The following is a 12,308-nucleotide window of genomic DNA, read 5'->3' as shown; positions in this document are numbered from 1 at the left end:
TGGCTCGCGGCCGCGCACGCGCGGCACGCCGGAGCGCGTCGACGCGCGCGCTGGTTGACGTTGGCCGCTGCCGTCATCGTCGCAGCCGCCATGCTGGTCGCGGCTCCCGCGCGGGCCGAGAGCGGCCCGGGCCGTTGTACCGGCCGCTTCGTCAATCCGCTCACCGACATCTGCTGGAGCTGCCTGTTCCCGATGTCGGTCGGCGGGCTCGACATCTGGCCTTCGGTCGCGGGGCGTCCTGACACCGACAATCCCGACCTGCCGGTGTGCAACTGCGGGCTCCGGGTCGGTGTCGCCATGGGTTTCTGGGAGCCGGTCCGGCTCGCCGACGTCAGCATGAAGCCGTGGTGCTTCGTGAACCTCGGCGGGATGAAGCTCGACCCCGGTTTCGACATCGGCTTCAAGACGATCGCGGGCCCGAGCGCGGTCGGCGGCAAGGCGCAGAACACGAGCGGCTGGCACGTCCACTGGTACGCCTATCCCCTCATCTACTGGATGGAGATCGTCGCCGACTTCCTGTGCCTGGAGGCGGGCTCGATCGACATCCTCTACCTGACCGAGATCGACCCGCTCTGGCAGGATTCCGAGCTCACCGCGATCATCAACCCGGAAGCGGCACTCTTCGCCAACCCGTTGGCGCTGGCCGCCTGCGCCGCCGACTGCGTCGCCGCGACCACGCGGCTGCCGACTGACCCGCTCTTCTGGTGCGCGGGCTGCCAGGGGACGATGTACCCGATGAACGGCAACATCGCCGCATCGATCGGCCATGTTCAGGCATCGCGGCTCGCGCTCGCCCGCTTCGCCTACAAGCTTCATCGCGAGCTCGTCGCCTGGGGCACGATGGGCTCGAAGGGCCTGTGCGGTAAGTACCTGATGCCGGTGATGCGCAAGCAGCAATACCGGTTCCAGGCGACCAACCCCAACCCGCAGACGAGCGGCCGCTACGCGTGCGCGCCGATCGGGGCGTCGACGACCTTCATGTCGGCGGGCCAGGTCTATCCCGCGATTGGCGAGGACATGGGCTACCTCGTCTGGCGCAAGCGCAACTGCTGCGTGCTGTGATGAAGAAGCTGCTTCTTCTCATCACGGGCGCGCTGTCGGTCGCTGGCGCGATCCTCGGCCTCGGCTCCGCGGTTCCCGCCCAGACCGTCGACGGCCTCGATCTCGGACAAGTGCGTGCGCGCGCCAAGCTGTCGCCGGAAGAGGCGGAGGCGTTCGCGACGGTGGTCGCCCGGCGGGGCGAGGCGCTGAAGCGCGAGGCGGCCGACAACGCCGCGACCGCCCGCGCCGCTGCGGCGCGCTACGCCCGCCAAGCGCGGCCCGCGTCCGACCAGGTCGCTACGTTCGACTTCGACGCGATGGTCGCAGGCTCGACCAAGGGCTTGGAGCCCGACGACGCGCCGCGGCTCGTGGCGTTCGCCAGTCTGTCGATGCCGGCGGCGTCGCTGAAGCAGATGATCGCGGATGTGAGCAGGGCGGGCGGGGTAGTCGTATTCCGGGGCTTTCCCGGCAACTCGGCCCGGAGCTTCACCGCCGCGCTCGCCCGTGCGCTGCCGGACGGCGGAGCGCGGAGCGCGGTCGGCGTCGACCCGCGGCTGTTCCGCGCCTTCGACGTGGAGGCGGTGCCCGCCTTTGTCGTGACCGCGACCGACTTCGACCTGTGCGACGGGTTCGACTGTCGAACCGCCGTGCCCCCGCACGACCGCATGTCGGGCAATGTGACGCTCGGGTTCGCGCTCGACCGGTTCGCGACCGGCGGCGGTCCGGCGGCGCGCGTCGCGGCCGCCTACCGCGCCCGGCTTACCCGAGAGGATCAACGATGACGCGGGTTTATCTCGTCGCGGCTGCGCTGCTCGGCTGCGGCGCGCTCGCCAGCACGGCTTTCGGCCAGGCGAGCTCGACCGAGGCGGCGCGGGCGGACGGCAAGGCGTTCGGCGCCGGCGCGCTCGGCCGCGCCCAGGCCACAACCAAGACCGCGCCGAGCGCGTCAAGCCTCCCCGGCTATGGGGGCACCCCGGCTGAGGCCGTGTTGGCGCAAGACCCGGACGCGATCGCGTCGCGGGCGGCGTCGGCGGCGTCGAGCAACGACGGCTATCGCACGGTGCGGTCCTCGCTCGACCGGCGGCCGCGGGTGGCGGTCGCGGACATCGAGGCGACGATCGCGCGGAGCCAGGCCATCGCCGCGGACCCGAACGCCTATGTGAGCGGCATGTCGGTCGGCGGCGGGCAGGGGAGCTGCCGTCAGCTGCCCCCATCAGGCGCGGGCGGCGCGACCTATGAGGCCACCTGCAACGTCGGCGTCGCGCTGGAGCAAAGGACCGAACGCTGCGCGGTGCCGCTCGCGATCTCGGTGACGACGAAGACGGCGTATCGCTACTGGTGCAGCGGCTATAACGCGGCATTCAACGGTGTCGACGACTGCTCGTTGTTCGACACCGCGGCCTGCACGGCCACCGGGCATCATCCCGGCCGCTGCCTGCAGGGTCATGAGCAGGGTGGACGGCTCTACTGCACCGAGCCCGGCGAGCCGGTGACCGAGCTGCTGTGCGACGCACAGGTGACGGGCGCAGAGCTCCTCGGCACCGAGACGGCGAGTAGCGTCGCCGAGCGTCGCGACGAGAGCGCCTGCGCGGGGCCGGCGGCCGATAGCCAGTGTGCGATGACGGCCGAGACCTGCACGTCCAGTGATCCGGTCACCCGGGTCGTCGACGGCGTGTCGGTCACGAAGCCGTGCTGGGCCTGGGAGCGCAGCTACGAGTGCAACCGGACTCGCCCCGCCCAGGACTGCGGCGACCTCGACCGCAACCCGGCCTGCCGGCTCGTCCGCGAGGAGTGCCTGACCGACGAGCACCCCTGCCCGACGGTGGAGCGCGTCTATCGCTGCCCGGTGCCGGACGGACCCGCGCCTGCGCCGCAGTTCGTCTGCGATGGCGACATCTACTGCATCAACGGCGAGTGCGAGACGATCGAACGGGAACCGAACCAGGAGTTCAAGGACGCCGCGGTCGCGCTCAACGCCGCGTCGCAGGCGGGGCGCGAGTTCGACCCGGCGACGATGACGCTGTTCGAGGGCGAGCGCGAGACCTGCCATTCCAAGGTGTTCGGCATCTTGAACTGCTGCAAGGGCAAGGCCTTCCCGCTGCTGCCTGGCGCACAGCTGCTGCTCGCCATGGGGTGCAGCCGCGAGGAGGTGCTGCTCCACCAGCGCGACGCGCAGGGGCTGTGCCACTATGTCGGGAGCTACTGCTCGGACAGCGTGCTCGGCGTCTGCGTCACCAAGAAGAAGGCTTATTGCTGCTTCGAGTCCAAGCTGAGCCGCATCCTTCAGGAGCAGGGGCGGCCTCAGATCGGCAAGCCCTGGGCCAAGCCGAAGAACGAGACTTGCCGCGGCTTCACGATTGAGGAGTTCGCCCGGCTTGATCTCAGCCGGATGGACTTCTCGGAGGTCTATGCCGAATTCCAGGATGCGGCGAAGCTCCCGGAAGAGCTGAGCACCGTCTCGGCGATGCAGCAGAAGATCAGCGACTATTACGCGCTGAACGGAGGCAGCCGATGATACGCTCGTCGGTGCGCCCCGTTCTCGGCGCGGTCGCCTTCCTCGCGTCCGCTATGTCGGTCCCGGCGCTCGCCGGCCAGGAGCGACCGGCGATGCCGGCCGCGCAGACCGGCGACCGCTTCTACTGCGAGGACCGGAAACTCGGGACCTGGTTCTACTGCGAACGGCCCAAGATCGAGCCGGTCGAGCCTGCGCCGCCGTCCAGCGCACCGCCGGCGACCGCGACCGAGCAGCTCGACGCGGTCACGGCCGAGCTGCGCGAGCTGAAGGCGCGCGCGATCCTGGAGCCCAGCCCTGAGAACGTGACGGCGTATATCCGCTATCAGCGTGCCCAGCTCGACCGCGCGTCGCTTTTCGGCGACGTGTGGCAGCGGGCGCTGTGGCGGACGCCCGAGCTCGACTACACGCTCGAGCGGCCCGTTGGGACGGTAGCCAAGCAGCAATGGCTCGACAGCCGCAAGGTCGAGCGCGAGCGCGCCATGGCGCGGCTGGGCGACCGCTACGGGCTCTTCTATTTCTTCGCGCAGAGCTGCGGCGCGTGCCGGGTCATGTCGCCGATCGTGAAGTCGGTGGGCGAGACTTACCGCCTGACGGTGCGCGCCATCTCGACGGATGGCGGCCCGTCCGAGACGTTTCAGCAATACACGGTCGAGACGAACCAACGCGCCGCGATGGGGCTCACGCCCAAGCTGACGCCCGCGGTCGTGCTGTTCGATAGCGCGACCAGGACGACCATCCCGGTCGGCTACGGCGTCATCGCCGCCGACGAGCTCGTCGAGCGCATCTTCCTCCTTACCCAGCGAAAGGTCGGCAGTGACTATTGATCGCGTCCGCGCGCGCGTCGGCGCGCTCTCCCGCTCCCTCGTCAGTCTAGTCGTCCGCGTCGCGGGTCGGACCTCAGCCACGGCGGCATCATGGGCCTGCGCCGTCGCGGTCGGCTTCGCGGTGGCGCCCATGCTTCTGCCGGTCGCGCCCGCCGGCGCTCAGGTCGGTCGCGCCATGGACGAGTTCGTCCGCGACGCGGGCGGGGCGGCCAACGTCACGGGCCCGAGCGCCTTCCAGGGGCAGTCGGCAGGTTACTATAGCCTGGGCAACGTCTGGACGCGCTTCCCGCAAAAGACGACCAACCTCGCCAACATCCAGCTTCCCTCGGCGCGCGCCGGGTGCGGCGGCATCGACCTGTTCGCCGGCTCCTTCTCGTTCATCAACGCGAGCGAGATGGTGGCCATGCTGAAGGCGGTCGCGAACAACGCGGTGGGCTTCGCCTTCAAGCTCGCCATCGACACCGTCTGCCCCGAATGCTCCAAGGTCATGGACGAGTTCGCGCAGAAGGCGCAGCTCATGAACCAGCTCAACATCTCGAGCTGCGAGGCGGCGCAGGCGCTGGTCGGCTCGGTCTGGCCCAAGGGCGATCTCGCCGACAAGGCGATCTGCGAGGCGATCGGCAACTCGGACGGGGTGTTCACCGACTATGCGGCGGCCAAGCATGGCTGTGGGAACAAGGGCGAGCGCCGCTCGACGCTCGACGGCGCCGATCCCGCCAAGTGGGACGCGGTGAACAGCGCGGTGGCGCGCAACTACACCTGGCACGTGCTCCGAGGCTCCAAGTTCTTCCAGTCGGGCGGGAGCTTCGACCGCGAGCTCGCCGAGTATGTCATGACCATGGTCGGCACGATCATTTACGTGCCGCCGACCGACAGCGACCCGGGCCGCTTTCAGCCGCTCACCGGCGACACGACCTCGACGCTGGTCACGGCGCTCCTCGACGGAACGAGCGGCGGCGCGGTCCAGGTCTATCGCTGCGACACCGAGGACAAGTGCCTGTCACCCGCGCTCGGCAGCCTCGACGTTCCGACCGCCAAGGCGCTCCGGCCCCGCGTGACGGCGCTGATCGACGGCATGGTGGACGCGATCCGCGCGGACACGGCGATCACGCCGGCGCAGAAGGAGCTGCTCCAGATCGCGTCCGTGCCGCTGTACAAGATCCTGACGGTGCAAGCGGCCCATGCGCGCGGGCTCTCGACCGACGATCGCTCTACCCTGGCCGAGATCGCCTCGATCGACCTCCTTTACGCCACCCTCGACCAGCTGGTGAGCGAGGTAGGCAAGTCGAAGGCGAGCTTCATCGCCGCCGACGAAGCGAAGCTCGCTGCCTGGACGCAGCAGATCAACGCAGCACGCACGGCGCTCGCCGAGCGGCAGCAGACGACGCAGGCGCGGGTCAGCGCGATCATGGCGATCATCCAGAAGACCCAGTTCTTGGAGAATGTGCTCGCCAACTCGCTCTCGCCGGGCATGGCGGCGTCGCTCGACTGGTCGCGCGGCATCGCCGCGCGCGGCCTCCAGTAAGCGCGGGGAGCAGGGCGCATGGGTACGGTCGAGCTCTTCACGATCGGCGGCGGCGAGTACATCGTCGCCGTCCTCAATGCGGTCGCCGCCTGGACCGGGGCGGGGGGCTACAAGAGCCTGCTCCAGGTCGTCATGGTCATGGGGCTGGCCTACTCGGTCCTGATCGTGGCGTTCAGCCTCGACTGGCGAGCTTGGCTGCACTGGTTCCTGCAGGCAACGCTCATGTACACCGTGCTCATGGTGCCGCGCCTCGACGTTCAGGTCACCGACCGCATCAACCCGAGCCTGGCGCCCGCGCATGTCGCGAACGTGCCGCTCGGGCTCGCCATGATCGCGAGCTTCACGAGCCAGGTCGGCGACTACCTTGTCGGCTCGTCGGAGCTGGTGTTCGGACTGCCCGGCGACCTCAACTATAGCCGCAACGGGATGATCTACGGCGCGCGGCTCTTCGAGGCGACGTGGGGCCTGAGGGTTAAGGATCCGGAGTTCGCGGCCAACCTCGACGAGCATTTTCGCCAGTGCGTGTTCTACGACGTGCTGCTCGGGCGCTACTCGATGGAGACGCTCGCCAACGCGCCCGACATCTGGAACGTGATCGGGCCGGGCAGCCAGGCCCGGGCGCAACGCTTCCTGACGCGCGGTGGCTCGGGCGAGGTCACCTCCTCGATCCAGACCTGCCGCGAGGCTTACGCCGCGCTGAGCCAGCAATGGGCCGGCATGGTCGACGATCTTGGCCGGCTGTTCGGGCGTCAGCTCTACCCGAAGCAAACCGCCGACCTCGCGAAGGCCAAGCTCTTCGCCGACCTGCCCGTAGCCTATCGCTATCTGACCGGCGTGTCCGCGTCCGCGAGCGACATCCTGAAGCAGACGCTGACGATCAACGCCATGCAGCAGGCCATGCACGGCGCCGCAGGCGCGAGCGGGACGGGGAGCGTCGACGTCTATGCCCAGACCCGCGCCGACATTCAGACCGAGAAGACCTACGGCTCGATCGCGCACGCGGCGATGAAGTGGGTGCCGGTGCTCAACATCGTGCTCACGGTCGTGTTCTACGCGCTATTTCCCGTGCTCTTCCCGCTGTTCCTGATGCCGAGGAGCGGACCGGTCGCGCTCAAGGGCTATCTAACCGGGTTCTTCTACCTCGCCGCCTGGGGGCCGCTCTACGTCATCCTGCACATGATTATGATGTTCAAAGGTGCGGCCGAGGTGGCGGGGGCGAGCACCGGCACGGGGCTCACGCTCGCGAGCTTCACGGGCATAGCGCAGGCGAGCGACGACGTCGGCCTGCTCGCCGGCTACCTGATCGCGTCCGTGCCGTTCTTGGCCGGCGGCATTGCGCGCGGCGCGATGGCGATCTCCCACCACGCGACGAGCTACCTGAACCCGTCCCAGAACGCGGCGGAGGAAGCGGCGCGCGAGGCCTCGACCGGCAACGTCGCGCTGGGCAACACCAGCTTCGACAACCAGACGGTCCAGACCCGCCAGCACGACCAGTGGAACCAGGCGCCAAGCTTCAGCCTTGGCGCCGCCCAGACCCGCTCGTTCAATGACACGGGCACGCTCACCACCAACTTCGCGGGCAACCAGACCCTCGACGTGCCGGTGTCGAAGCTGCCGTTCACGCCGCAGGTGACGCAGTCGGTCGCAGCCGAGGCGGCCAAGGTCGCATCCGAGACGCGCACCCGCGGCGAGACGCTGTCCAACCAGGCCGTCGAGAGCGTCAGCAACGCGGTCACCCGCTTCCAGGAGTTCCGGCACGCGGTCACTACCGATCAGTCGGTCGCGAACAGCTACGGCGTCGAGGACAAGGCGGCGATCACGTCCAGCTTCAACGAGGTCGAGCAGGCGTCGCGTATGCTCCAGAGCCGGTTTGGGCTGCGGGCGGAGGTGGCGGACGCTATAGCGGTTGAAAAGTTTGTAAGTGGCTCCGCCGAGGCGAGCGCTGGGCTCAGCGGCAGCCTCGGCCCACTTTCTGCTGGGGTCATTGGCCGATTATCGGGTGGTGCGAGTAAACGTTGGACCGATAGTGACGTTGCGACCATTTCGCGCGACGGCACGCGAATTCAAGATGCTCTCGAAAGCTGGTCGGTCAACCGCGGCTGGTCGACAAACCGCGATACCTTTGATCGTTCTATCTCAACCAGCTCGCGAAGTGATGTGGCGAGTCAGGCTTCAGGGATTAGCTCGAGTGTAACTGATGCAGAGGGCTTCACCAAAGAGTCGCGTCGCTTTTATGAAGCCGCTGACCGCCTTGAGGCTCGTTGGTCGGCACAGGACGGTGTTGGTGTTAGTGGCGCACTGAACACAAGTGACTCATTCCTGGGCTTCGCTCGTGCTGAAATCGCCAGCACTCCGCTGATCTATGGACGTTTCGATCCAGCGAATGCTGCGCATTGGCATAGCAGCGATGCTCAAATCGTCACAGAACGCGATCAGTTGATTTCTAGGTACGTCCAGGTCGTCGGGGACGAGATGCGAGCAGAAGTGGCTACACATCTCGTGGAACCCAATCCGAGTGGGCTGCTCCGACCAGCACACTCGAGTGAACAGGCGGTACGAGCCAGCAATGCAGCTGTGTCAGCGACGTTGCCGAGTATTGATGCGGCACAGGAGTTGTCTACAATCCGGCTTCGATCTGAGACTATAGAGGGCGAGGTAGCCTCTCAGCAGAGCAACGGCAGTTCAGCACTTCAGAGAGCCAGGCTGCGCCGTGGTGAGGAGGTGCCGAACGTGCATGACCAGCCGACGGGACGTACACCCGCCGAAGCTCGCAGTTGGATTGATCAGGGGCAACTCAAGCCGCCGGAGTTTGAGTGACAACTATTATAGGAGAAGGTAAGCCCACCCGATCAAAATGATCGTCACAACCGCAATGAAGAACCAGCGACTGATTGGATCGGCCCAACTTTTTTGCAGCAGATAGGCTGTCGAACGGTTTTCATGCCATGCGGTGCTATACTCGCGCAATCCGTCGAGACCGTCTCTCGAGCCGGCGCGGTGCTCGGCACTACGCTCGTTCTCTAATGCGCGAAGGCGATCGCCGCCGCTAAGGGGGTCGAATTGGGTCGGGTCTGTCATCCGTAGGCTCCCGATGTACGTGCAGCATAGCGCCCGAACCTGCTCGCTCATAGTCGCCCGCGCGTGCTCTCCTTTTGCGAGGCCTCGTTCCTTCGCTTGCATTGATCGGGTGCCAATTTAGCAGCTACTGCCCCGTACAGCCCATCGCAGGGCGTGCTTGGCCCCTCGATCCCCCCGTCGGTAGGCGGTGATTGGTGGATAGCGGCCTGTCTGCTTTCGGGTGGTTACCAATCGAAACCGGTCGTTCATTCATTACAATTGTGGAGGCCAGCTGAGTGCCTCCACTCTCAGCTGTAACCGACCTGACCGCGTCCAGGCACTCAGCTTCGGCGAAATAGATCCGGCTTGGCAATGTGCGTACCTGCGCCTCTACCGTCTGACGCGGCCCTTCTCTTCTTGAGCGCCTCACTCCTTAGTCCGCGCGAGCAGCCCGAGCCTGCCGGCGAACAGCAGGATTGCGGCGAGCGCGTCATTGCCCATGCGCAGAACCGTCTTGCCGCGCCGCTTGAGTAGCCCGACTACGAACACGCCCGTCATTATGGCCAACAGGGTTGCGCCGATTACCACGTCCTGCCGCGCCCAATCGCGCCAGGGTTGCAGCGGTTCAACGCCGCTCCTCTTTGGCCATAGCTTTCTTGTGCGTCGCAGTCTTCCGCAGCCGCTGCCGCGCATGGATCCGCTCGCGCGACTGATGGCACTCGTATATAATTGCTGCCACCGCTGCTGAGATCATGCAGGCAAGAAGCAGGTGCGTGATCGTGTCACCTTCCATCGGCTGCTCCGCATGTTTGTGGAATTACATGTCGCGGCGGACCTAGTGACGAACAAGGATAGAGAGATCCCGCCGCGACATGCCGTCAACGCCTCACGCTGCCCGCTGGATGTGGCAGGTAGAACAGGAGTTATCTCACATCGATTAAGAGGTGATCCCGGCCGCGGCTCGCGCTTGCGCTTCCGGCGGCTCACGCCCATCTGAAGAACACCGCGTCGCCTTCCTAGCATGGGCGCGGCTGAGAGACGGTGCAGCGCTCCCGCTTGATCGAGGAGCCGGCATGTCCCGAGCCATAAACGTCGCCGTAGCCGAGCAGGAAGTGCTGAACGCGTGCCGGATGCACGGTGCGGAAGTGTCCGCGATTGAGACGCTCGCGTCCGGCGGAACTCGGGTGGTGCTGACCAACTCCGACGGGGCCGCGACCATGAAGCGTGTGTTCGGGGCGAAGCTGCTGACGGGTGCGGTCCGCCGGACGCCGCTGCGCACTTGGTCACTCTAGTGCGCCAGCATCCCAACGGCACCCGGACGACCGCCTCCGCGGTCCTGTTCGCCCGTCCCTTCCGCCTGGGTCGTGACGTACGCGAGCTGCCCGCCGGCTCGTACACGATCCACACGCACGAGGAGATGTTTGAGGGCGCATTCGACCCTGTCTTTGTCGCGACCAGCATAGAGCTCATTGTGGAGACCTGCGGCGGACGCGCCTCGCGCATCATCGCCAAATCGGACCTCGATGCTGCGCTGGCCCGCGACGCGGCCCGCGCCAAACTCGTCGACGAGCCGAGCGAGACTCCCGATCGCGGCCGCTCCGTACGTTCTTCTACTCCGCCGACTGATGCGCCGGACCGCTCCGTATGAGCAGGTGCCCGATCCCAGAGAAAGGCGACCGCCTCTCCTCCTTCGCAGTTTCGACCTCAGCAAAGTCGTCGATGGTCAGGCATCGGGTGCGCAGTGCGCTGGGCCGCTTCGTGGCAATGCTCCGGCCGGACCCGGGCTAAACCTTCGTCGCGCCGCCGGTCACCGGGTCGAGGCGCATGCGCAGGCCGCTCCATGTGGACGCCAGTACGCCGACACCGTCATCCTCCAAGCCGTTGAAGCAGTCGCCGACTAAGCCCTCCGGCAACGAAGCCCGCCACCGGACGGAGCCGTCCAGCTCCAGGCACGCAACATTCTCCACTCGTGGTTCGTCATCGGCACCCCAGGCGTAGAGAACAACCCGCCCAACCTCGCCCCTCAACGCGATTGAACGAACGACGCGCGGCGATCGCGACTTGAGCGCGGCACTTGGCCGGTGGGCATCCACCCAGATGCCGGACGAACAGGTATCATCACTGAATTTCAGACGCACACGCATCTCCCTAAGTGCAAGCGGGAGCACGATGGTCTCTCAGCCGCCGGCGCTTGGAAGAGTCGAAGCTGGCGATGATCACCGGTTACCACGCTTGCACCGGCACGTCACGCACGATTACCAGTTCCGGCAATCACCCGTTCGAACCGCGAGCGACCCGGCTGAGCGTACGCTCGCCACGCAACGCTTCCATCCTGTGTTGTTCGCGCAGGCTCCGCTTTCGCCAGTTGCGGGATGTGCATGGCAGACACCCGTTATCAGCCCACAACCGATGATCGGGGACCGCCCTATGGCCGTTGCCGCTTCCCTGCCTGCGATTTCGCTTAGCGCGTCGACAGTGATGTGATAATGGTAGCCATCGTCGACATCGGATCAACAAGCGCCGACGGCTGAGAGACCCCGTGTGCTCCCGCTTACGTGACGGAGCGATATCGCATGGAACTCTCCTATCTTCAGGATCGCCGGGTCGCCTGTCTCGATCGCGCTCGGCGGACGCAGCAACCGGCCGCGCGAATGGCGCATATCGCCATGGCGCGCTTCTATGCTGAATGGATCGATCGCGAAGAAGCCCAGCCCCGTGAACCCGGCGGGGAGCACTAGAAAGGTGCCACTTACTCCGCGGCAGCACCAGCTGCTCCTTACTCTAGCCGGCGCCCCCCACGGGTGTATGCACGAATCTCGGTCACGGCCCGGCAACTTGGTCGCCACCAGCCACGCCGACATAGAGCTGCTCGAAAGATTGTCGTTCATCTTTGTCACGCGAACGGCAGGACGCGTGTCTAGCATTGCGCTCGCCCCGATCGGTCGGGGGTATCTGCGCAGCGCTGCAGTTTCCGCGGGCACTCTGACTGACCCTGGTACGGCGTTAGTAGAGCCGCCGGTTGAAGGGTCGACGGTGTTGATGCTCAGCGTTAAGCCTAGCCTTCGCCTAGTCGATCAGTCATGAGCGGTGATCGGCGCACGTACCAGCATTGCACGGTTCGGTGGACTTAACGTCCCTGGCCGGAGGTACCGAGGCCGCGGGGGTGCCTTCCTCGGTCTTCGACATGCCCGAGGGCTCGGTGATCCGTTACGATCGACCTGTTGTTGCCCCCTAAAGGCCTGACGGGGTCTCGCGGGTTTGGGTGATGTACTCGCGGGGTGATCTGTAGCCCAGCGCCCTGTGCGGGTGGACGTCGTTGTAGTGGGCGAACCAGCGGGGAAGCTGG

General features: G+C 66.4%; 13 protein-coding genes. 9 read left to right on the top strand and 4 right to left on the bottom strand.

The annotated features are described in order from the left end of the window. Positions 1-90: 90 nt before the first annotated feature. From traU to CKY28_RS16875, 6 genes are all read left to right on the top strand, one after another. Entirely contained in the window at positions 91-1,062 is a 972-nt protein-coding gene (traU, locus tag CKY28_RS16900) for a conjugal transfer pilus assembly protein TraU (RefSeq protein ID WP_245841909.1), read from the top strand. Continuing rightward, positions 1,062-1,823, top strand: coding sequence for a type-F conjugative transfer system pilin assembly protein TrbC (trbC, locus tag CKY28_RS16895; RefSeq protein WP_095999575.1), 762 nt, complete (start codon positions 1,062-1,064; stop codon positions 1,821-1,823). The genes traU and trbC overlap by 1 nt, the downstream gene beginning before the upstream one ends. Continuing rightward, positions 1,820-3,556 (top strand): conjugal transfer protein TraN, encoded by a 1,737-nt coding sequence (locus CKY28_RS16890; protein ID WP_095999574.1) that lies wholly within the window; start codon positions 1,820-1,822, stop codon positions 3,554-3,556. Before trbC ends, CKY28_RS16890 begins: the two co-directional genes overlap by 4 nt. Next, positions 3,553-4,380 carry a conjugal transfer protein TraF gene (locus CKY28_RS16885; RefSeq protein ID WP_095999573.1) on the top strand — a complete coding sequence of 276 codons (828 nt, stop codon included), beginning with the start codon at positions 3,553-3,555 and terminating at the stop codon, positions 4,378-4,380. Before CKY28_RS16890 ends, CKY28_RS16885 begins: the two co-directional genes overlap by 4 nt. Before the next feature lie 130 nt (positions 4,381-4,510). Then, a complete protein-coding gene (locus tag CKY28_RS16880; protein WP_176473168.1) occupies positions 4,511-5,905 on the top strand; it encodes a conjugal transfer protein TraH in 1,395 nt (464 codons plus the stop codon). A gap of 18 nt (positions 5,906-5,923) precedes the next feature. Further along, positions 5,924-8,722: a conjugal transfer protein TraG N-terminal domain-containing protein gene (locus tag CKY28_RS16875; protein WP_095999572.1), complete on the top strand. Its 2,799-nt coding sequence runs from the start codon at positions 5,924-5,926 to the stop codon at positions 8,720-8,722. 6 nt (positions 8,723-8,728) lie between these two features. Here the strand turns inward: CKY28_RS16875 and CKY28_RS18400 are convergent, their stop codons facing one another. Both CKY28_RS18400 and CKY28_RS18845 read right to left on the bottom strand, forming a co-directional pair. Beyond that, positions 8,729-8,983, bottom strand: coding sequence for a hypothetical protein (locus tag CKY28_RS18400; protein ID WP_141243975.1), 255 nt, complete (start codon positions 8,981-8,983; stop codon positions 8,729-8,731). Between the two features lie 405 nt (positions 8,984-9,388). Further along, on the bottom strand, positions 9,389-9,529 hold the full coding sequence (locus CKY28_RS18845; RefSeq protein WP_176473156.1) for a hypothetical protein: 141 nt from the start codon (positions 9,527-9,529) through the stop codon (positions 9,389-9,391). Between the two features lie 506 nt (positions 9,530-10,035). Here CKY28_RS18845 and CKY28_RS16870 point away from each other — a divergent pair. Further along, a complete protein-coding gene (locus CKY28_RS16870) occupies positions 10,036-10,254 on the top strand; it encodes a hypothetical protein (protein WP_095999571.1) in 219 nt (72 codons plus the stop codon). Further along, a complete protein-coding gene (locus CKY28_RS16865) occupies positions 10,254-10,610 on the top strand; it encodes a hypothetical protein (RefSeq protein ID WP_095999570.1) in 357 nt (118 codons plus the stop codon). The genes CKY28_RS16870 and CKY28_RS16865 overlap by 1 nt, the downstream gene beginning before the upstream one ends. A gap of 136 nt (positions 10,611-10,746) precedes the next feature. Here CKY28_RS16865 and CKY28_RS18395 read toward each other — a convergent pair whose 3' ends face one another. Continuing rightward, entirely contained in the window at positions 10,747-11,100 is a 354-nt protein-coding gene (locus tag CKY28_RS18395) for a DUF7957 family protein (RefSeq protein WP_141243974.1), read from the bottom strand. 435 nt (positions 11,101-11,535) lie between these two features. On the opposite strand from CKY28_RS18395, the gene CKY28_RS18840 reads away from it, so the two are divergent. Further along, positions 11,536-11,700: a hypothetical protein gene (locus CKY28_RS18840; protein ID WP_176473155.1), complete on the top strand. Its 165-nt coding sequence runs from the start codon at positions 11,536-11,538 to the stop codon at positions 11,698-11,700. A 493-nt stretch (positions 11,701-12,193) separates the two neighbouring features. Here CKY28_RS18840 and CKY28_RS16855 read toward each other — a convergent pair. After that, positions 12,194-12,308: integrase core domain-containing protein (locus CKY28_RS16855; protein WP_141243959.1), on the bottom strand; the 115-nt coding region annotated here is incomplete at its 5' end.

The organism is Sphingomonas lenta (assembly GCF_002288825.1).
GTDB lineage: Bacteria > Pseudomonadota > Alphaproteobacteria > Sphingomonadales > Sphingomonadaceae > Sphingomonas > Sphingomonas lenta.
The sequence above is the reverse complement of the archived record's forward strand: the minus strand, read 5'-3'. Positions and strand labels throughout refer to the sequence as shown.